This is a genomic window from Arthrobacter sp. 135MFCol5.1 (genome assembly GCF_000374865.1).
Taxonomy (GTDB): Bacteria; Actinomycetota; Actinomycetes; order Actinomycetales; family Micrococcaceae; genus Arthrobacter.
On record NZ_KB895475.1, the window covers coordinates 15,539 to 34,807 of the forward strand.

19 protein-coding genes are annotated in these 19,269 nt (G+C 66.9%); 14 read left to right on the top strand and 5 right to left on the bottom strand.

Going from position 1 to position 19,269, the window contains the following annotated elements:
• Nucleotides 1-234: 234 nt before the first annotated feature.
• The 3 genes from C563_RS0120365 to C563_RS0120375 are packed head-to-tail and all read left to right on the top strand — an operon-like array spanning nucleotide 235 to nucleotide 6,000.
• The gene (locus C563_RS0120365; protein WP_018763928.1) at nucleotides 235-1,692 is read left to right on the top strand and encodes a DUF3375 family protein; all 1,458 of its coding nucleotides are present in this window, start codon (nucleotides 235-237) and stop codon (nucleotides 1,690-1,692) included.
• Nucleotides 1,685-2,524: a DUF4194 domain-containing protein gene (locus tag C563_RS0120370; protein WP_018763929.1), complete on the top strand. Its 840-nt coding sequence runs from the start codon at nucleotides 1,685-1,687 to the stop codon at nucleotides 2,522-2,524. The genes C563_RS0120365 and C563_RS0120370 overlap by 8 nt, the downstream gene beginning before the upstream one ends.
• A complete protein-coding gene (locus C563_RS0120375) occupies nucleotides 2,521-6,000 on the top strand; it encodes an ATP-binding protein (protein ID WP_018763930.1) in 3,480 nt (1,159 codons plus the stop codon). Before C563_RS0120370 ends, C563_RS0120375 begins: the two co-directional genes overlap by 4 nt.
• A gap of 60 nt (nucleotides 6,001-6,060) precedes the next feature.
• On the opposite strand, the gene C563_RS0120380 is transcribed toward C563_RS0120375, so the two are convergent.
• A complete protein-coding gene (locus C563_RS0120380; protein WP_026265190.1) occupies nucleotides 6,061-6,555 on the bottom strand; it encodes an FBP domain-containing protein in 495 nt (164 codons plus the stop codon).
• A gap of 363 nt (nucleotides 6,556-6,918) precedes the next feature.
• On the opposite strand from C563_RS0120380, the gene C563_RS0120390 reads away from it, so the two are divergent.
• The 6 genes from C563_RS0120390 (at nucleotide 6,919) to C563_RS0120415 (ending at nucleotide 13,085) form a co-directional block, all read left to right on the top strand.
• The gene (locus tag C563_RS0120390; RefSeq protein ID WP_018763932.1) at nucleotides 6,919-8,007 is read left to right on the top strand and encodes an iron-siderophore ABC transporter substrate-binding protein; all 1,089 of its coding nucleotides are present in this window, start codon (nucleotides 6,919-6,921) and stop codon (nucleotides 8,005-8,007) included.
• 10 nt (nucleotides 8,008-8,017) lie between these two features.
• Entirely contained in the window at nucleotides 8,018-9,100 is a 1,083-nt protein-coding gene (locus C563_RS0120395) for a FecCD family ABC transporter permease (RefSeq protein ID WP_026265191.1), read from the top strand.
• A 41-nt stretch (nucleotides 9,101-9,141) separates the two neighbouring features.
• The gene (locus tag C563_RS0120400; protein WP_051083612.1) at nucleotides 9,142-10,116 is read left to right on the top strand and encodes a FecCD family ABC transporter permease; all 975 of its coding nucleotides are present in this window, start codon (nucleotides 9,142-9,144) and stop codon (nucleotides 10,114-10,116) included.
• Nucleotide 10,117: 1 nt separating this feature from the next.
• On the top strand, nucleotides 10,118-10,933 hold the full coding sequence (locus tag C563_RS0120405; RefSeq protein ID WP_018763935.1) for an ABC transporter ATP-binding protein: 816 nt from the start codon (nucleotides 10,118-10,120) through the stop codon (nucleotides 10,931-10,933).
• Nucleotides 10,930-11,982 carry a siderophore-interacting protein gene (locus C563_RS0120410; RefSeq protein ID WP_018763936.1) on the top strand — a complete coding sequence of 351 codons (1,053 nt, stop codon included), beginning with the start codon at nucleotides 10,930-10,932 and terminating at the stop codon, nucleotides 11,980-11,982. The genes C563_RS0120405 and C563_RS0120410 overlap by 4 nt, the downstream gene beginning before the upstream one ends.
• A gap of 260 nt (nucleotides 11,983-12,242) precedes the next feature.
• Nucleotides 12,243-13,085 carry an SGNH/GDSL hydrolase family protein gene (locus tag C563_RS0120415; protein WP_043424531.1) on the top strand — a complete coding sequence of 281 codons (843 nt, stop codon included), beginning with the start codon at nucleotides 12,243-12,245 and terminating at the stop codon, nucleotides 13,083-13,085.
• Here the strand turns inward: C563_RS0120415 and C563_RS0120420 are convergent.
• Nucleotides 13,082-13,387, bottom strand: coding sequence for a YciI family protein (locus C563_RS0120420; protein WP_018763938.1), 306 nt, complete (start codon nucleotides 13,385-13,387; stop codon nucleotides 13,082-13,084). The two genes, C563_RS0120415 and C563_RS0120420, sit on opposite strands and share 4 nt — an antisense overlap.
• 59 nt (nucleotides 13,388-13,446) lie before the next feature.
• Between C563_RS0120420 and C563_RS0120425 the strand changes: the two genes are divergently transcribed.
• Both C563_RS0120425 and C563_RS0120430 read left to right on the top strand, forming a co-directional pair.
• Nucleotides 13,447-13,932 carry a MarR family winged helix-turn-helix transcriptional regulator gene (locus C563_RS0120425; protein WP_018763939.1) on the top strand — a complete coding sequence of 162 codons (486 nt, stop codon included), beginning with the start codon at nucleotides 13,447-13,449 and terminating at the stop codon, nucleotides 13,930-13,932.
• 44 nt (nucleotides 13,933-13,976) lie between these two features.
• The gene (locus C563_RS0120430; protein WP_026265194.1) at nucleotides 13,977-14,738 is read left to right on the top strand and encodes an SGNH/GDSL hydrolase family protein; all 762 of its coding nucleotides are present in this window, start codon (nucleotides 13,977-13,979) and stop codon (nucleotides 14,736-14,738) included.
• 25 nt (nucleotides 14,739-14,763) lie between these two features.
• On the opposite strand, the gene C563_RS0120435 is transcribed toward C563_RS0120430, so the two are convergent.
• The 3 genes from C563_RS0120435 to C563_RS0120445 are packed head-to-tail and all read right to left on the bottom strand — an operon-like array spanning nucleotide 14,764 to nucleotide 17,574.
• On the bottom strand, nucleotides 14,764-15,513 hold the full coding sequence (locus C563_RS0120435; protein WP_043424533.1) for an FAD:protein FMN transferase: 750 nt from the start codon (nucleotides 15,511-15,513) through the stop codon (nucleotides 14,764-14,766).
• Nucleotides 15,514-15,568: 55 nt separating this feature from the next.
• On the bottom strand, nucleotides 15,569-16,105 hold the full coding sequence (locus C563_RS0120440; protein ID WP_018763942.1) for an FMN-binding protein: 537 nt from the start codon (nucleotides 16,103-16,105) through the stop codon (nucleotides 15,569-15,571).
• Nucleotides 16,102-17,574 (bottom strand): ferredoxin reductase family protein, encoded by a 1,473-nt coding sequence (locus tag C563_RS0120445; protein ID WP_018763943.1) that lies wholly within the window; start codon nucleotides 17,572-17,574, stop codon nucleotides 16,102-16,104. Before C563_RS0120445 ends, C563_RS0120440 begins: the two co-directional genes overlap by 4 nt.
• A 317-nt stretch (nucleotides 17,575-17,891) precedes the next feature.
• Between C563_RS0120445 and rpmB the strand changes: the two genes are divergently transcribed.
• From rpmB to rpsN, 3 genes are read left to right on the top strand one after another with little or no spacing between them, the layout of a single operon-like run.
• Complete coding sequence (gene rpmB, locus C563_RS0120450) at nucleotides 17,892-18,128, top strand: 50S ribosomal protein L28 (RefSeq protein WP_018763944.1); 237 nt, start codon at nucleotides 17,892-17,894, stop codon at nucleotides 18,126-18,128.
• Entirely contained in the window at nucleotides 18,128-18,295 is a 168-nt protein-coding gene (gene rpmG, locus C563_RS0120455) for a 50S ribosomal protein L33 (protein ID WP_013602737.1), read from the top strand. Before rpmB ends, rpmG begins: the two co-directional genes overlap by 1 nt.
• Nucleotides 18,296-18,297: 2 nt before the next feature.
• On the top strand, nucleotides 18,298-18,603 hold the full coding sequence (gene rpsN / locus C563_RS0120460; RefSeq protein WP_015938870.1) for a 30S ribosomal protein S14: 306 nt from the start codon (nucleotides 18,298-18,300) through the stop codon (nucleotides 18,601-18,603).
• Nucleotides 18,604-19,269 lie beyond the last annotated feature (666 nt).

The window sequence follows — 19,269 nt, forward strand, 5'->3', positions numbered from 1 at the left end:
CGGCGTTGCGGTGGCGAAAGACTGCTGTGGTGAAGACCAGTAGCTGAAGCGTAGGGGGACACTCCCGCCGCCAGCCAGAGGCGGGTGGGGCTGGAGGGGCTGTTGATACGGGATCGAGACACTACCCGGAGGTAGGTCACGGAGTGGTCGCGGCGGCCTGCGTTAACCTTGTAGTTGGCAGTTTTCCGGTCCACCCCCGCTGCCGCCCCCGCCACCCGATCCCAAGGAGAGTGCGTGCCCCGCTCCGCCAGGTCATCCGCTGATGCCATCAGCGCCCGGCTTCGGGACCTCGAACTCCTCACCAAGGGACCCGCCTGGGCGCTGACGCGTTCGGCGCCGTGGGTGATCGCGGTGCTGCAGGCTTCCTTCACCCGCACCCGGCCGCAGCTGCCCCTGGAGGAATTCCATGCCGACGTCGACTCGTTCCTTGAGGAGCTGCGGCGCCAGGAACCCGGGCTGGGCGGAGGGGCCAACGGAAAATCCTTCGGCGACGAGTGGACCCGGCGGCAGTTCCTGACCCGCCGCAACCAGTCGGGCCAGATCGTGTACGAGGTCACCGAACCGGCAGCGCGCGTGCTGGCCTTCCTGGACAGCCTCTCCAGCGAACGGTCCACGTTGAACGGTTCCCGGCTGGGCACCCTGCTGGGGGACGTGGAGAAGCTCGCCAACGAAACCAACCCGGACCAGAGTGCGCGCCTGGAGGCCCTGGAAGAGGAAATCGAGGAGCGGCAGCAGCTCATCGAGGACATCAGCACCGGCGAGTTCGACGGCCTCCTGGACGATGACGAGGCAGTGGAGGCCGCCGGGAACATCCTGGACCTGGCCGCCAGCCTGCCCGCGGACTACAAGAAGATGCGCGACAGGATCGAGGAACTGGTGGGCGGCCTGCGCAACCAGATCATTGAGGAGTCGCTGACCAAAGGCGCCACCATGGCGCAGGTGCTGGAGGCGGACAAACGGCTCCGCCAGAGCCCGGAGGGCCGGACGTTCCGGTCCTTCACCGCCTTCCTGGAGGACCCGCAGCAGCAGCTCCGGTTCCGGTCCGCCATCGGCGAAGTCCTGAGCCGCCAATTCGCCGACGACCTCTCACCCGAGGACCGGGAGACCCTGAAAAACCTGGTGGCGGAGCTCCGGCAGCAGCACAGCCAGATCCAGCGCATCTACGGCAAGCTCAGCGAGAGCCTCAACACGTACGTCCAGAGTGACGATTTCCGCCAGTCGGTCCGGCTCCGGCAGGTGCTGCGGGAGGCGGAGCAGGCCATCCGGTCACTGCCGTACGAGCGTGAACGCCCCGGCCTGGTGCCTGGCCCGGTCCTGTACAACGCGGGCTTCGAGTCGCTGTCCATGGTGAAGCTGTTCGATCCCGACGAGTTCGCGGCTCCGCCCCGCCTGGCCGATCCCATCGCCTTCACGGACTCGGACCGGGTGCGCTCGCCGAGGACCGGCAAAGCCAAGCCCGCGGTGGTCCGCGCGGCCATGGCGGGGGCTGCAACGCTCGCTGACGCCTGGCAGCAATTGCCACCCGGGGAGCAGCACATCAACACCATTCGCGCCCTCCTCTCCGAAGCGCTGCACCGGGGTGCCGACTTCAACCGCGGGGCCTGGGACGGCCTGGACTTCGAACAGATAGACGGTTCCACCCGCAGGGCCTACCTGCCCGTGGTCACGCTCGCAAAGGATTCAGATGACTGAGGAAATCACGACACCGCTGGACGAGCCGGTGGCTGAGCCTGTCGAAACCCCGGTGTCGTCGAGCCCCACCCCCGGAGTGGTCTCCCCCCGGGACACCTTCGTGGACGGCGCAGCCCTGTTCCCCGGCGATACCGGCGTGCTGCCGATGAAGGTGCGGCAGGCGCTGGTCAAGCTCCTCAAGGGCCCGTACATCGATGGCGGCCGTGACGAGAAGCTGTGGACGGTGCTGCTGGACAACCAGTTGATCCTGCGGAGCCGCCTCTCCGAGCTGTTCCTCACCCTGCAGCTGGACCATGAGCGGAAGATCGCCGTCCTCCGTCCCGTCGACCCGGAGGTCATCGGCGGCAGCACCCGGTCCAGCATCCTGCGCCAGCAGCGCGCGCTGAGCCGGGTTGAAACCATCGTCCTGCTCCGGCTCCGGCTGCTCCTGGACCGGCACGTCACCGCCCAGACGGACCCCACCATCACCCGGGAGGAGATCACGGACCTGGTGGCGCACTACCAGCCGGCGGGCCAGCAGGACGCCCTCCGCGATTCGGATGTGGTGACCCGTGCCATCACCAAGCTCCTGGCCCGCCAGCTCCTGCTCCCCACGGGCCTGGAGGATGTCTACACCATCTCCAACGCCCTGCCCTTGGCGCTGCCGTTCGAAAACATCGGCGACATCCCGGCCCACATCGAAGCGCTGGTGGCGGCGTCCGCGGACCAGTCAGGAACTGAACCGCTCCTGGATCTTGACGGCGACGCTGAGACAGGTGCCGAGGATGGAGCAGAGGACGACGCTGCCAATGGTGACGAGGCGTCCGAAACCACGAATGAGGTGACCAAGTGACCATCGCAAGCATGCTCCCGCTCGGGGACGTGACCAACCCGGGCCAGATGCGGCTTGCCTTGGTGCAGGTGGTCAACTGGGGGACGTTCCACGGCGCGCACACCATGCATGTGGACCGGAACGGCACCTTGCTGACGGGTAACTCCGGCGTGGGCAAGTCGACGTTGTTCGATGCCATGTTGCGGGTGTTCGATGCGCGGCCGCGGTCCAACGAGGCGGCGGCGCAGCGTTCGGGCGGTGCGGTGGAGGACAAGCGCACCACCTTCACCTATATGCGCGGCAAGGTGGGGGACAAGGCCGTGGGGGACGGCTCGGCGAGTGCGTTCCAGCGCCCGGGTGCCACCTGGTCCGCCGTCGCGCTGACGTTCGACAACGCCGCCGGCACCAGGGTGACGGTCTCGGCGCTGTTCGACCTGCCCAAGAACGGGACCGAGTCCAGCGTGGGCCGGTTCTACCTGATTGACAACGTGCCGCTGGACCTGGAAGCCGTGGAAGGCATCGCGGACAAGCGCTTCACCAAGGGCGCACTGGAAACGATCTTCCCGCACGCGCAGGTGTTCGATGTCCACAAGGCGTTCGCTGAACGCTTCCGCCGGCTGCTGGGAATCAGCTCGGACCAGGCGCTGCCTTTGCTGCGCGTCATCCAGGCGGGGAAAGGGCTGGGCGGCAGCGTCAACACGTTTTTCCGCGACCAGGTGCTGGATGCCCCTGCAACATTGGCCGCCGCGGATGACGTGGTGGAGGAGTTCAGCAACCTGATGTCCATCCGCCAGCGGCTGGAGGACGTCCGGCAGCAGCGCGACCAGCTGGCCCCGGTGCCGGGACTGAACCGTGAATACGCGCAGTCCCTGCTGGACGCGAACCGGCTGAGGGACCTTGTGGGGGAGGAGTTCGAGGCCTACAAGCAGAAGCTGGCGGTCGAGGTCCACCAGAAAACCTTGGTCCGGTTCCGTGAGCTGGCGCAGGCGAAGGCCAAGGAGCTCGGCGCCGAACGTGCGGTCCGTGACGGCCTGGCCAAGGAACTGCGGCAACTCGAAACCGATTACAACAACCAGGGCGGCAACGCCATCTCGGCGATCGAGCAGTCCCTGGAGAACGCCCGGGTGGGGCTGAAGCTTCGCCGCCAAGTGGAAGAGGCGGCCCAGCAGGCGTTGTCCGACGCCGGGCTGCGGCTTGAGTGGAGCGCGGCCGGCTGGGAGCAGGCGCACGAACAGGCGGCGGCGAGGTCGGCCGAGCTGAAGGACGATTCACAGGCCCTGCAGGAGCTCCGGTTCGAGGCGTTCGACGCCCATGCCACCCGCAAACGGGAGCTTGCGGCCGCCGAGCAGGAACTCCTGTCGCTGAAAACGCGCAAATCCCTTCTGCCGCCGTCGAGCATTGAAAACCGCGCCGCGATCGCCGCCGCCACGGGGATCCCGGAGGACCGGATGCCGTTCGCAGGCGAGCTCATGGACCTCGCCGAAGGCGAGGAGCGGTGGCGCCCGGCAGCGGAGCGCGCGCTCCGGAGCCTGGCCACCACCCTGCTGGTGCCGGGGGAGCACTTCGGTGCCGTGACCCGGTACCTCAACGACCATAACGTCCGCGGCGCGTTGCGGGCGGTGGACGTCTCCAAGCCGCTGGCAGGCGGCGCGCTCGCCGTGGAGGACGTGCGCGCCGGCGACCTGCTGGCCAAGCTGGACATCCTCGCCGCCGGTGCGGTGGCCGAGGCCGGCGAATGGGTCCGCGAGCGGATCGCACTGGACTTTGCCTACCCGTGCGTCGAGGATCCGGACGAACTCGCAGCCCTGGAGAAGGGCCTGAGCCTGGGCGGCGTGGTCAAGCGGAACCGGCACACGGTGGAGAAGGACGACCGCTTCACCAGCCGCCAGGACTACGTGCTCGGTTTCGACAACGCCGCCAAGCTCGAACTGGTTGCCGGCCAGGTGGAGTATCTCCGGCAGGAAGTGGCCAAGGCCGCAGAACTGGCCCAGAACCGCGAGGACTCGCACCAGGGCATGAGCCGCCAGCTCGATGCCCTGCGCCGCATCGCCGAGGACGACCGCCCGTGGGAACAAGTGTCCGCGGCTGTCGCGGCGGACGAGCTCGCCCGGATCGAGCAGCGGCTCAAGGATGCCCTGGCCGCCCAAGCGGACCTGGAACCGCTCCGCGCCACCATCGAGGAGGTCCGGCAGAAACACCAGTCCAGCACCGAGTCGGCAGCAGTCCTGCAAAGCGAATACAAGGCCCTGGACCGCCAGCTGACGGGCGCGGACGCGCTGCTCGAAGCCGCGCGCGTCCGCCTGGCCCAGGCACCGCCGTCGGACGCCACTGAGGCAGCGCTCGAACCGCACTTCGCGGAATTTGGCGACGTGACCGAAATGCATGAACTGGACAACCTGGCCAACCGGGTACGGACGGCCCTGCTGGGCGAACTGCACGCAGCCGAGTCGCGGGGACAGGCCACGGCCGAGCGCCTCACCCGCATCTTCGAGGGCTTCGTCCGGGAGTGGGGCAGCGCCATTTCTGCCGACCACGGAACCAGCATTGGCGCCGCCAGCGAGTTTGAGTCCCGCTACCACGCGATCGTGAATGACGGCCTGCCCGCGCAGGAGGCCGAGTTCCGGCAGTTCTTCAACCAGCGCACGCACGAGTCCTTCAGCACCCTGCTGCACCTTCTCGACGAGGAACGGCGCTCCATCACCAGCCGCATCCTCCCGCTGAACGGCATCCTGTCCCAGGTCAACTTCCATGAGGGCAGCTACCTGGAACTGGACATCAAACAGACGCTGCCGCCCACTGCCAAGCAGTTCAAGGACGCCATCCAGAACGCGCTGAAGGCACGGCACACCCGGCCCGCGAAGGCGGAGGCAGGCCGCTCAGACGGTTCCGGTCCGGACAGGGACGACGACGCCGAGCTCACCGCCCGCTACAAGTCCCTGGAGACCTTGGTCAAGCGGCTGGGGTCGCAGGCGCCGGAGGACCGGCGCTGGCGCGCCGAGGTCCTGGACGTCCGCGGCCACCTGTTCATCCAGTGCAAGGAACACCGCGAAGTCGCCGCCCCCACCTCGGGAAAGAAGGGCGGCAGCAGGAAGACAGAAGTGTTCATGCACGCCGACACCGGATCGATGTCCGGTGGCGAGCGGCAGCGGTTCACGGCGTTCATCATGGCCGCCGCCCTGAGCTACCAGCTGGGAATTGCCGAGCAGGGTTTCACCACCTACGGCACGGTGATGATGGACGAGGCCTTCGTGCTCGCGTCCGAGGAGTTCGCCGGAGCCGGGATCAAGGCGCTGCACGAATTCGGGTTTCAGCTGCTGCTGGCTGCGCCCGAAAATGTGATCGACCTGTCCCGGCACCTGGGCTCCGTGACCGAAATCCTGCGTGACAAACGCACCAACCGTTCCGGCGTCTTGACCGCACCGGTCATCCGCCCCCGCCCGGGGGAAGAAGGCGCCTGGCGGTCCGAGGCGAACCCGGTGGATATTGTCCTGCGGTAACCGGCACCACATGGAGTGCGCCGGTTACCTGGACTGCACTGGTTACTTGGGCTGCACTGGCTACTTGGACTGAACCCTGGCCAGGAACTGGGCCGTGCGGTCCTGCAGCCCCTGGATTTGGCGCTGCACGACGACGGCGGGGTCCGGGTTGATCTCGTTGGCCGGCGGTTCCCTGCGGACGTTGCCGCAGCAGAGGAAGTCGGCGCAGATCAGGGTGCCGACGGTGTTGCCGTCGCGCCCCGACTGGCCCGAGCGCTTGGCGACCCAGAGCAGGACGTCCTCCTTGGAGAAGACGTCCCGGCAGAGTTCGCACAACACGGAACGGTTCTTCCGGACGCCTCCCTCGGGGGCCCGGAGCATGATTCCGGTGAGGCCTTTCGGACCGGGGACCACCAGGTAACCGCGCAGCGGCATCTTTCCGTCCCGCCAGCCCAGGAACTCAAGGCTGTCCCAGTCGAGGGAATCGAAGTTTTTGGGCAGCGTCAGTTTCGCCGCTTCCGAGCGGCTGGCGTTGACGAAGGATGAGCGGATTTGCTGGGGCGTGACTGATTGCATGGCTGAACTTTCGTAGCAGTGGGCGGCCCGGATCCGGGCCAAGGTAACAGGGAAGTCAGTCAGTCTCCGCGGAGCAGGCCAAAGCGGCCACCCCGCTCTCCATGGCAGCGGCGGCCGTGATAGCCCTCTGCATGCGCATTTCCTGTTGTCCTGTCCGATGTTCAGCGTCTGTTCAGCGTTCCGGGCGGCTTCGTCCGGCCCGGCAAGGCCATCCTGCCAAATTGGGAGCCAACTGTCCAAGGAACGGCACGTGGATGTGGCGTTGGTCACCCAACCGGGATTAGGTGACAAAAATGTTGCGTAATGATGATTTGCATAGGTTAGCCTTACTTAAGTTTTCATCCGCCCCCTTGAAGGAGCCCCGTGACGTCCCCCCTTTTCCCTGGTCCCCTCCCCACCCGCCGGAGCCTCTTCTCCTCCACCGGTAAAGCGGCAGCCATCCTCGCCGCAGCTGCGCTCACGCTCTCTGGCTGCTCCACCGGCCCCGCCGCCTCCGTAACCGCCGCCACCAGCGCCAGCGGCAGCACGGCGTTCCCGGTCACCATCGAGCACGTGTTCGGCAGCACCACCATCGAGAAGCAGCCCACCCGGGTGGCGACGGTCTCCTGGGTAAACGACGACGTCGCCATCGCCCTGGGCGTGGTGCCCGTCGGCGTCCCCAAGAACGAATGGGGCGGCAACAGCAAAGGCTCCACCCCGTGGAAGGACGCCGCCCTGGAAAAACTGGGTGCGGGATTCGGTTCGGCCAAAGCGCCGGTCCAGTACTCCGAAGCCGACGGCATCAACTTCACCGAGATCGCCAAGCTCAGCCCCGACGTCATCCTCGCCGCCTACTCGGGCCTCACCGAGGAGGACTACAAGAAGCTCAGCGAGATCGCCCCCGTGGTGGCCCACCCCCAGGTGGCGTACGGGACCTCCTGGCAGGACTCAACCACCATCATCGGCAAAGCCTTGGGCAAGGAAGCGCAGGCAGCACAACTGGTGGCGGACACCGAAGCCACCGTCAAGGACAAGGTCGCCAAGTACCCGCAGATCGCCGGCAAGAGCTTCATCTACGGCAACCTCGAGCCCGCCAAGGGTGACGGCGTGAACGTCTACACGGCCAACGACAACCGTCCCCGGTTCCTCACCGAAATCGGCATGACCCTGGCACCGGTGGTGGCAGAGAACTCCAAGGGCTCCAAGGAGTTCTACATCCCGTGGTCCGCGGAAAAAGCCAACGAGCTGGCCTCTGACATCTTCGTCACCTGGGTCCCCGACGCGTCCACCACGGACGCCATCAAGGCCGACCCCCTGCTGGGCCAGATCCCCGCCATCAAAAACGGCGCCCTGGTGGCCGATTCGGACAACACCCTGACCCTTTCCATCTCGGCATCCTCGCCGCTGAGCCTGCCGTGGTCCCTGGACACCTTCCTGCCGCAGCTCGCCGGCGCAGCGGATGCAGTGAAGTAGGTCCAGCGCCATGAGTACGACGACGGCACGTCCCGCGGCGGACACCGGCACCCGGGTGCCGGCCCGGGCGTCGGCCGCTCCCCTCCGCGGCAACGCCCCGGAAAGGAAGCACGCCGCCTGGCTGGCTGCCGCCGTCGTCGTGCTGGTACTCATGGCCGGGGCGTCGCTGGCGGTGGGTGCCCGGGATGTTCCACTCGGCACGGTGTGGCAGGCGCTGGCAGCGTTCGATCCCGCGAACGGGGACCATGCCGTGGTCCAGGCGCGGATTCCGCGGACTGTCCTTGGCCTGCTGGCCGGCGGCGCCCTGGGGCTGGCCGGCGCGGCCATGCAGGGAGTTGCCCGCAACCCGCTGGCCGATCCCGGCATCATCGGCGTCAACGCCGGTGCAGCCCTGGCGGTGGTGACCGGCATCTACGTCTTCGGCGTAACCGGCTTTTCCGGATACATCTGGTTCGCCTTCATCGGCGCCGCAACCGCCGCCGTCCTGGTGTATCTCATCGCATCGCTGGGCCGGGAAGGCGCCACGCCGGTCAAGCTCGCGCTTGCGGGGGCTGCCCTGAGCGCCGGGCTCTCCTCCCTCATGAACGTCATCCTGGTCTCCAGCCAGGACACCCTGGACAGGTTCCGGTTCTGGCAGGTCGGCGGAATCGCCGGCAGGGACTGGTCCGTGCTGCTTCCCGGCCTGCCCTTTTTGGCCGCAGGCGCACTCATTGTGCTGTTGAGCGGCAGGATCCTCAACAGCCTGGCCCTGGGCGACGACACTGCCCGCGGGCTTGGACAGCGTGTTGGCGCCGCCCGTGCCGTGACCGCACTGGGAATCGTCCTGCTGTGCGGTACGGCCACGGCTTTGGCGGGACCCATCGGCTTCGTCGGCCTGGTGGTGCCGCACGCCGTCCGTTTCCTCACCGGTCCGGACTACCGCTGGATCCTTCCCTTCTCCCTGGTGGCCGCTCCGGCGCTGCTGCTCGCGGCAGACATCATCGGGCGCGTGGTGCTGCTACCCGGCGAGGTCCCGGCCGGCATCATGACAGCCCTCGTCGGCGCCCCGGTCTTCGTCTGGCTGATCCGCCGCGGGAAGGGAGCCGGGCTGTGAGGGTCCACCGGACTGCCGTGCTGGCCTCCGCCGTAGTGGTGATGTTCTTCGTGTCCGTCCTGCTGGGCAGCTACACGGTCACCGTCCCCGACTTCTTCACCATCGTCGCCAACCATCTCACCGGCGGCCCGAAGATTCCGGGCGCCAGCTTCATCGTGATGGAGAACAAGCTTCCGCATGCCGTGGTTGGAACCATGATCGGAGTTGCGTTCGGACTGGCCGGCGCCCTCTTCCAGACCATGCTCCGGAACCCGCTGGCCAGCCCCGATGTCATAGGCATCAGCTCCGGGGCCAGCGCGGCGGCCGTTGTTGCCATCGTTGTTTTCGGCGCATCCGGTGCCACGGTGTCCGGGGCGGCGCTGGCCGGTGCGCTCGCCGTGGCCGTCCTGATCCATGCGATCTCCAGCGGCAGGAACCGCGGGCCCGGCCGGGGAAACGCAGCCGGGAACCGCCTCGTCCTGGCCGGTGTAGGCATCGCCGCCGCCCTGCAGGCAGTGGTGAGTTTCCTGATGACCCGCGCCGATATCCGGACCGCCGCCGACGCCCTGGTCTGGCTGAACGGCTCCCTGAACTCCGCCAACTGGGACCGGGCCGGCGTCTTGTTCCTGGCGCTCGCGGTGCTGGTTCCCGCCGTCGTGTTCCTTGCCGGGCCGCTGCGGATCCTGGAACTGGGCGACGACGCCGCCGCCGGACTGGGACTCCGCGTCGCCGGCACCCGCCTGGCCCTCGTGGTCATTGCGGTATCGCTCGCGGCGGTGGCGACGGCGGCGGCCGGGCCGGTCGCATTCGTCGCCTTCCTGGCCGGACCCATCGCCCGCCGCTTCACCGGCAAATCCGGCCTGCCGGCGTCGGCCCTGGTGGGTGCCCTGATTGTCCTCGCGGCGGACTACTTCGCCGCCAACCTCGCCCCGCTGCTGCTGGACGGGACCGTCCTGCCGGTGGGAGTGGTCACCGGCGCGCTCGGCGCCCCGTTCCTGCTGTGGCTCCTGGTCACAGCCAACAGAAAGGACGCCTGACGTGCCCGTCCTGGAAGCACACGGCCTGACACTGCAATACGACCAACGCCGCGTGGTGGACCGGCTCAGCATCCGGATCCCCGAAGGCAGGGTCACCATGATCGTCGGTGCGAACGCCTGCGGAAAGTCCACCCTGCTGCGCGGCCTGTCCCGGCTCCTCAAACCGGCGGCCGGGGCCGTGACCCTGGACGGCAAGGACATCCATGCCCGCCCGGCCCGCGAACTGGCCCGCACCCTCGGCCTGCTTCCCCAGCATCCCGCCGCCCCGGACGGAATCACCGTCCGGGACCTGGTGGGCCGTGGCCGCTACCCGCACCAAGGCCTGTTCCGCAGCTGGAGCGGCAACGATGAAGCAGCCGTGCAGCGCGCGCTGGAAGCCACCGGGACGCTGGACCTGGCCGGGCGCGAGGTGGACGAACTCTCCGGCGGCCAGCGCCAGCGCGCCTGGATTGCCATGGCGCTGGCGCAGGAAACGGAGGTGCTGCTGCTGGACGAACCCACCACGTACCTCGACCTGGCGCACCAGGTGGAAGTCCTGGACCTGGTCACGGACCTGAACCGCACACGGGGCACCACGGTGGCCATCGTCCTGCACGACCTCAACCTCGCCGCACGCTACGCAGACCACATCATCGCCATGAAGGAGGGCGACGTAACGGCCGCCGGCACCCCCGCCGACGTGGTGACCGAACACCTGGTCCGCGACGTCTTCGGCCTCGAAAGCCGCGTCATCCCCGACCCCGTCTCCGGGACCCCGCTCATCATTCCCATCGGCCGCCATCACGCCACCGCCAACGAACTGGAGCCCGTCGCATGAAGACCCGCGAAACCGCCGCCACCCAGCCGATGAGCCTGGCCTTCGAGGTCAGCGTCACCTCGGTCCGCGACCTCAGTCCCAACTTCCGCAGGATCACCTTCGGCGGGTACTCGTTGCGCGGGTTCGGCGTCCACGGCGACACCCTTGACCTCCGGATCAAACTGCTGATCCCCTCGCTCGCCGCCGACGGCACCGAACTGCCGCTCCCGGCCTTCAACACCATCCGGCCGGGCTGGTACCGGGACTGGCTTGCCATGGACCCGGCCGTCCGCGGCGCCATGCGGACCTATACCGTCCGGGAGGCCAGGCTGGACGCGGTGTACCCGGAGATCGACGTTGATTTCGCCCTGCACGGCAATCACCGCGGGCTGCCCATGGACGCCTCCGGCCCGGCTGCGAACTGGGCCGTGAACGCCAAACCGGGCGATTCCCTGACCATCATCGGCCCCAACAACCGCGCAGCGCACTGCGTCACCGCGGAAACCTACTCCGGCATCGAATGGCGGCCCGGGCTTTCCCAGCGCATCCTGCTCGCCGGCGACGAGACCGCCGTTCCCGCGATCTCCGCGATCCTGGAAACCCTTCCCCCTTACATGAGCGGTCACGCGTTCCTCGAGGTCCAAGAGGCTGGGGACTTCCTGGAGCTCAGCTCGCCGGCCGATATCGAGATCACCTGGCTGGCCCGCGGTGCCGCCATCGGCAGGTCCAGGCCGCACGGCCAGTTGCTGCAGGAGGCAGTGCGCAAGGCCGTCCCCGTGCCGGGCTGGGTGGGCATCACCGCGGACGGCGGCGGCGCGGGGCCGGAGCCCGAAGACGTCAACGTCGACGTGGACATCCTTTGGGAAACGCCCGCCCGGATGGAGGCCGCCGCCGTCACCGCCTCCAGGAATCCGAGCCTGCCCGCCGGTGCCATGCCCTTCTACGCCTGGATCGCCGGCGAAGCGGCCGCCATCCGGGACCTGCGCCGGTACCTGGTCCGCGAGGTAGGCATCGACCGCAAGCAGGTGGCGTTCATGGGGTACTGGCGGCAGGGCAAAGCCGAGGGCTGAGTCTTCCTGCGCCTGGGTGCGCCGGCGACACTATTTCGCCGTCGCTTAGCGGTTGGACCCTTCCCAAACTTCGCAAGCTCAGTTCGGGGCCCTCGGGTCCGCCCTTCCTCCCTGCACTTCGTTCCGGCCGCGGGCGGCCTCTCTCCGCTCCGGTCGGCGATGCGCTGCTACGCGAAACAGCGTCGCCGGCTTAGAGCCTCTCCGTCACCCAAGCTTTACCTCGGCTTTCCCTGCGCTTACTTTGTTGTGGCTAGGTTGGCGTGGTGCCTGAATCCTTGCTTCCTGACTCCGGGCGGCGGGTGTTTGTTGCCCTGGGGGACTCTTTCACCGAAGGGGTGGGGGACCGGGATGTGCGGCTGCCCAACGGGGTGCGGGGCTGGGCGGACCGGGTGGCCGAGAAACTGGCCAAAGCGCAGCCCGGCTGGAAGTACGCCAACCTGGCCATCAGGAGCAAGCGGCTCAGGCACATCATCGACGAACAATTGGAGCCCGCCCTGCGCATGCGGCCCACGCTGATCACGCTCTACGCCGGCGGCAACGACATCCTGGACCTGAAGACGGACATGGGCGCGCTGATGGCGGACTACGAGCAATTCGTCGCCGCACTCGCAGGGACCGGGGCTACCGTGGTCCTCTTCACCGGGTTCGACGTCAAGGTTTCGGCGCTGCTGGAGCCGCTGAAGAAGCGCAATGCCTACTACAACCAGCGGGTCCGGGAGATCGCCGCGAAGCACGGGGCCCTGTTGGTGGATTACTGGTGCCTGGACGCCTTCCATGACCGGAGGATGTGGGACTCGGACCGGCTCCACATGTCCAAGGCCGGGCACAAATACCTTGCCGGGCAGGTGCTGGACCAGTTGGGCGTACCGCACAAGATCAAGCTCAAGGACTGGGAACCGGCCGCCCGGCTCAGCGTGCGCGAATGGGAGCAGCAGCAGCGGCGCTGGGTCCACGACTGGGTCCTGCCGCTGTTCGGCCGCAAGCTCCGCGGCGTCACGCTGGGGGATACGCTCACCCCGCGCTGGCCGGAGCCGGTGAAGGTCCCGCGCAAAGGGCTGAAGAAGCTTGCGGCGGAAACGCCCGACGACGGCGCCGTGCCTTAGCTGGTCTGGGCGGGCGGGGTGTCCAGCAGGTTTTCATACCCCGGCGCCACCCGGCCGGCATGGAACTCCAGCACCTCGAAATCGGCCACCCCGTTGGAGTAGAACGGGTCCTGCGCCAGGCTGGCGTCGAGGGTGGCGCGGTCCGCCTGCGACAGCAACAATCCTCCGGTACGCGGAATCTTGCGGCCCGCGGCGATGAACACGCCGTCGTCGAAGGCCTTTTGTAGCCAGGCGATGTGGGCGTCGTTATGGAAGTCGACGATCTCCTGGGGCACGCGGTAGGTGAGGGAGACAACATACATGGGCCAAGCCTACCGGCGCCGCAACAGGCTACTTGAAAGATCAATCGTAGAATGGGCTCATGACCGAACCCCGATGGCTCAACGCAGACGAACGCCGTGCCTGGCTGGCGCTGGTGAGCATCAACACGTTGCTGCCTGCGGCACTTGATACCAGGCTGCACGGCGCGGGGAAGTTGTCCCTTTTCGACTACACCGTCCTGGCCATGCTCTCCGAAGCCGAGGACCGGTTCCTGCCCATGAGTGAGCTGGCCGCCCGCAGCAGCGCTTCCCTGTCCCGCCTCTCCCATGTGGTGACGAAGCTCCAAAAACGGGGCTGGGTGGAGCGCCGGCCGCACCCCCACGATGCGCGGGTCACGACGGCGCACCTCACCGAGGAAGGCATGGCGACCATTGTGGGGCTGGCACCCCGCCACGTTGAGGATGTCCGGGACCTGTTCCTCGATGCCCTGACCGAACAGGACGTCCTGGACCTGGCGCGGATCGGCGAAAAAGTTGTCGGACGGCTGGACACTGACCACTGGATCCTGCGCGAAACCAAGGGCTGAGCCGCCGATTGGTTGCTTCCGGCAACGGATGGCAAACTTACCGCATGGATTTCACTTCCCGGTTCGTGGCCCTGGGCGATTCTTTCACTGAGGGCGTTGGCGACGACGACCCCGCCCGCCCCAATGGCGTGCGCGGCTGGGCCGACCGCCTGGCCGAACAACTGTGCGCCGCCGATCCCGGCTTCGGCTACGCCAACCTGGCCATCCGCGGCAGGAAGCTCCGCCAGATCCTTGCCGAGCAGGTGGACGCCGCCGTCGAACTCAAGCCCACACTGGTGAGTATTTACGCAGGTGCCAATGACATCCTCCGGCCACGCGTGGACATCGACGAACTTCTGGTGGAGTACAACGACGCCGTCGGCCGGTTGGCCGCTACCGGCGCCACCGTGGTGATGTTCACCGGCTTCGATGCCCGGGGGTCAAAGGTCTTCGGCACCATGCGCGGCCGGACGGCTATCTATAACGAGCTGGTCCGCGGCATCGCGGGGGACCACGGTGCGCTGTTGGTGGACTACTGGCGCTTCAGCGAGTACTACGACTGGGGCATGTGGGCCCACGACCGGATGCACATGTCCGCTGCGGGCCACGCCAACATGGCCAAGCGTGTGCTCGAAGTCCTCAAATATGACCACTCCATCGACATCCCGCCCATGACGCCGGTCCCCGAACTCAGCGGCAGGGAGGCGCTCCGCGCCAACGCCCAATGGTTCCGGGAATATGCGGCCCCGTGGGTGGTCCGCCGGGTCACCGGCAAGTCGTCCGGGGACAACCTCCGGCCCAAGTACGCCCAACTCACGCGTCTCTGACCCCCGCAGTGTCCGGCCGCCGTCCTCAGGCGTGCCGGAACGCCGGAGTGGCCAGCATCGAGCCGTCGGCGCGGATCGCCAATACGGCAACATCCCAGGTGTCAGCGGCCAGGTTCAGCATGGGCGTACCGCCGGAAACGATTGCCGTGGCCAGCACATCGGCGGTAACGATGTCCGCCGCCGCCACGGTGACCTGGACGAATTCCGTCCCACCGCCCAGCCGCCAGATGTGCTCGCCCCGCTCGGCGGAACCTGAGGTTGCAAGGGCTGCGTGCTGGCCGCCCGCCCCAAGCGCATACCCGGTGATCAGCGTGCGGCGGTCCGCCGGATCCACAATCCCGGCCTTCCACGGCTCCGTGCTGCCGGGCCGGGGCGAGCCGCTCACCAGGACGTCGCCGCCGGCGTTGAGGCACCAGTCGCGCCGGCCCAGGGCCAGGAGCGAGGTCCCGGCCTCGCGGATTGCGTGGCCTTTGACGAGGCCGGACAGATCAAGGACGCCGTCGGGCCTCTCGGGGGTAAAGGCGCCTTCCGTGCGCAGCCGCCATTCGTGCGCTTCCGCGTACCGTTCCCGCATCTGCGCAGAGGCCGCCCGCAGCGTCAGTTCCCCGCGGGCCAGCCGGCTGGCTTCGGAGTCCGGGCGGTACAGGCTGAAGGTTTCGTCGAGTTCCCGGAAAAGGCGTTCGACGACGGCGGTGGCGGCGGCGAGCTCATCAAGCCGAGGCTGCCCTTCCGCGGCCATTCCGACGGGCATGGTCAGGCTGATGACCGTCCCCATGCACTCGAAGGTGCGGGCTTTCAGGGCCGGGGTGCCGGTTTGCGCCGGCAACGGGCTAGAGGTGCGCTGCATCGATCGCTGCCTGGAGTGAGGTGAGGTAGGCGTTGCTGGTGACGGTGGCGCCGCTGATGGTCTTGATGCCGGCCGACTGGGCAGCCAGCGCCTCGCTGCGGAGCAGGGGGGCTGCACGGTTGCTGATCTGGATTGACTTGCCGTCGGTGTTGGTCAGCTGGAGGGCCGTGACATCCGTGATCTTGCCGTTCGCCACCGTGATCTGGACCTGCACGGGGCCAAACCTGGTCTGCACCGCGGTGCCCTTGTAGGTGCCGGAGGCGGTGGAACCCGACGAACCGGACGAGCTCGAGGAGCCGGTCGTCCCCGACGTGCCGGACGAGCCTGTTGTGCCGGAGGAACCCGAAGCGGTGGAGGAACCCGTCCCGGATGCGCCGGTGCCGGTGGCGCCCGTGGTGCCTGTTGCCGTCGTGCCTGTAGCGACGGTGCTGATGCCTGATACCTGCGTGCCGGCCTGCCAGCCCGCCAGGAGAATCCCGGCGGAGGCAAAGGCGGCAGCGGCGAGTCCGCGTATTTTCACCAGTCAAACCTTTCGTGATGGATCTGGTCCTCGCGGACGCCGGCCTTCGCGGCGTCCGCTATGACGTTGGCCGCCCAGGTGGCCGGTCCGCAGACGTAGACGTCTGCGTCCTTGATGTCCGGGACGTAGGAGGTGAGGCTGTAGCCGTTGCGCACGTCGTCCTCGGGGAGCCAGGTGGAGCGGCCCTGGGACCGCGGCCCGGTGAGGTGGAAGAGCCTGACCCCGCGTTCCTGGCAGAGCTCCAGGATTTCGAGGCTGAGATAGAGTTCCTGCTCCGTGTGGCCGCGGAGCAGGACGCTCGCCTCCCCGGGGCCGAACGGCGTGGTTTCCAGCAGCGCGCGCAGCGGAGTGATGCCGATGCCGGCACCGATCATGACCACTTTGTTCTTGGTGCGGGCAGCGGTGCTGAGCAGGCCGTACGGTCCCTCCAGCGCCACTTTGGTTCCCTTGCGGAGCCGGAGGAGACCGGCCGATCCGTCGCCCAGGTTGCGGACGGTGATCCGCATGGTTCCCTGGCCGTCGGGGCCGGTGAAGACGGGCTCGGCAGAGAGGCTGAACGGGTGCGGATGCCACCACATTCCGGGGGCCAGGAACCGCCAGATGAAGAAGCGTCCGCCGGTCCCCGCCAGCTGGTCCAGCTGCCGGCCGCGCATGACGATGTTCACGACGCCGGGCGCCACGGATTCGACCTTGGCCACAGTGAGCTGGTGCCTGAGGGTGGCCAGTACCGGTTCCAGGATGCGGAAGTACACCAGTGCCGTTCCGGTGGAGATGCAGATGGCCAGCCAATACCAGCGCTGCCAGGTCCCTGCGGCGAAGAGCCCGCCCACGCTGAACTGGTGCGGGATTGAGGTGGCGACGGCGGCATAGGTCAGCAGGTGCACCACGTACCAGAACTCGTACGGGAAGCGGCGCCGGACGGCCACCAGGGACGTCACCACGACGGCGATAAACAGGGCCATGGAGACGAACGCCAGCCACATATCGGGGACCTGCATCCAGAGGTTGACGGACTCGGTGACAGGGTCGAGCCCCTCCGCCATGCCGTACCCGATGGCGATCAGGACGCCGTGGGCCAACAGCAGGTATAGGGAGGGCTTGCCCAGCTTGCCGTGGAATTCCAGGGCGCGGTCGTGGCCGATGGTCCGGTCAATGAAGGGGATCCTTGCGGCCAGGAGCAGCATGAGCAGGACAAGGTCCATACCCGCCAGCCCGGCCACGATCCCGCCCGCGGTGAACAGCCCCGCGGGGGATGTGATGGTCGAAGCCCCGCCGTCCGCCAGCCAGAGGGCAACGGCCGCGGCAACGGAGGCCCAGGCAATCACGGTCAGGAGGTCGGTGCGGAGCATGCGCTGCTTGTGCTGGCCGGCGAACCGGTCGCGGACTGGCCGTGGTGTGGACAGGGAAGGGCGCTCCGGACGGCCGGAGCTGCTTGCGGCCGGTGTTGTCGGCAGGAGCTGCGTGTTCATGCCTCCAAGATTGCTGTGGGAAGCTATGTCCCTGCTGTGAAAAGGGGGAACAAGCTGCTGTGACCTTTCGGTCCCGCTGCCGCCCTTATACACCCGATTGGTCTTTAATTGCGTCAACTCGTAGACTTGGTAGGCGCTAAGTGCGCGGAGCGTGCGCAATTGCTCCGGTTGCCCGGTAATTTTCTCCAGGGCGGCCGGTAGTTAGGGGCTCAAGTTGCGTGACTAACCGTTGCCCTTCTTCACTTTTGGGTCGCCCTTAGCAGCATGGTCCAGCAGCAGATATGCGGATCATTACTTTCAATTCTTGAGGAGAAGTCATGGCAGCACACTGCCAAGTGACCGGAGCCGAGCCGGGCTTTGGGCACAGCATTTCGCACTCGCACCGCCGCAACAAGCGTCGGTTCGATCCGAACATTCAGAAGAAGCGCTACTGGGTTCCGTCCCTGCGCCGTAACGTCACGCTGCAGGTCTCTGCACGTGGCATCAAGACCATCGACGTGCGCGGCATCGACGCAGTCGTCGCCGACATTCTGGCTCGTGGGGTGAAGCTCTAGTGGCTAAGGACAAGGACGTACGTCCGATCATCAAGCTCAAGTCGACCGCGGGCACGGGTTACACCTACGTAACCCGCAAGAACCGTCGTAACGATCCTGACCGCATGGTCCTGAAGAAGTACGACCCCAAGATCCGCCAGCACGTCGAATTCCGAGAGGAGCGCTAAACATGGCTAAGAAGTCCAAGATTGCTCGCAACGAGCAGCGCAAGGTCATCGTTGAGCGTTACGCTGCGAAGCGCCTCGAGCTGAAGAAGACCCTGGTTGACGAAAACGCAACCGACGAAGCACGCGAAGCAGCCCGCCTGGGCCTGCAGAAGCTGCCCCGCAACGCGTCCCCGATCCGTCTGCGCAACCGCGACATCATCGACGGCCGTCCCCGCGGTACCTTCCAGAAGTTCGGTATCTCCCGTGTTCGCTTCCGCGACATGGCTCACCGCGGTGAGCTCCCGGGCATCACCAAGTCTTCCTGGTAATCCAGCACTGCTGATACCAGCTGCTTGAGAAGGGCCGGCAACCATGTGGTTGCCGGCCCTTCTGCGTTTAACCCACTCCGCGGGTGGTGGTTGAGCATGTGTGCGCCCTGTGCGGCAGCACACACGGCGGGATGACGACGGCGGGAGGCGGCCTGGGTGCCAGTTGGCCCGTTTCGCCGCGGAATCCCGGGGATGTACTCCGCTGGGAGGGCCGGTTTGCGGTGACGCCGGTGGGCGTGTATTGTTTTCTAAGTCGCCGCGGGGGAGACAGTGAAGAACTGATCACCGGGCGGCCACAAACCCCAAATCAAAGCCAAAATCTGGTTGCTCTTCAGGGCGCTGGAAATCGGTGGGGCCGGTCTTCAATTCGATTCAGATCCTGGAAGATGGATTTGCGTTGGGGTGGGGGATCGGGTAAGTTTGGAAAGTTGCTCCGGAGCGATCTGCGACTGGTTTTTGGTTGTGGTGGTGCCGGGTGTGTCTGTTGTTTGAGAACTCAATAGTGTGCCAAGTTTGTTGATACCAATTGTTTTATGGATTGGTTGAATTGACTGGATCCGCCACCCCGTGGTGTGGTCTGGTTTTTACAGCTGGTTTCAAATTTTGTGCAGCCGGGTGTGGTGTTATTTCCACCTGCTTGGTTGTGTCTGTTTTACTTCAACGGAG

Coding starts and splice junctions, on each gene's coding strand:
- C563_RS0120370 (WP_018763929.1), top strand. CDS start 1,685: ATGACTGAGGAAATCACGACACCGCTGGACGAGCCGGTGGCTGAGCCT.
- C563_RS0120445 (WP_018763943.1), bottom strand. CDS start 17,574: ATGAACACGCAGCTCCTGCCGACAACACCGGCCGCAAGCAGCTCCGGC.
- rpmB (WP_018763944.1), top strand. CDS start 17,892: ATGGCAGCACACTGCCAAGTGACCGGAGCCGAGCCGGGCTTTGGGCAC.
- C563_RS0120425 (WP_018763939.1), top strand. CDS start 13,447: ATGACCGAACCCCGATGGCTCAACGCAGACGAACGCCGTGCCTGGCTG.
- C563_RS0120420 (WP_018763938.1), bottom strand. CDS start 13,387: ATGTATGTTGTCTCCCTCACCTACCGCGTGCCCCAGGAGATCGTCGAC.
- rpsN (WP_015938870.1), top strand. CDS start 18,298: ATGGCTAAGAAGTCCAAGATTGCTCGCAACGAGCAGCGCAAGGTCATC.
- C563_RS0120435 (WP_043424533.1), bottom strand. CDS start 15,513: ATGGGGACGGTCATCAGCCTGACCATGCCCGTCGGAATGGCCGCGGAA.
- C563_RS0120380 (WP_026265190.1), bottom strand. CDS start 6,555: ATGCAATCAGTCACGCCCCAGCAAATCCGCTCATCCTTCGTCAACGCC.
- C563_RS0120410 (WP_018763936.1), top strand. CDS start 10,930: ATGAAGACCCGCGAAACCGCCGCCACCCAGCCGATGAGCCTGGCCTTC.
- C563_RS0120430 (WP_026265194.1), top strand. CDS start 13,977: ATGGATTTCACTTCCCGGTTCGTGGCCCTGGGCGATTCTTTCACTGAG.
- C563_RS0120400 (WP_051083612.1), top strand. CDS start 9,142: ATGTTCTTCGTGTCCGTCCTGCTGGGCAGCTACACGGTCACCGTCCCC.
- C563_RS0120395 (WP_026265191.1), top strand. CDS start 8,018: ATGAGTACGACGACGGCACGTCCCGCGGCGGACACCGGCACCCGGGTG.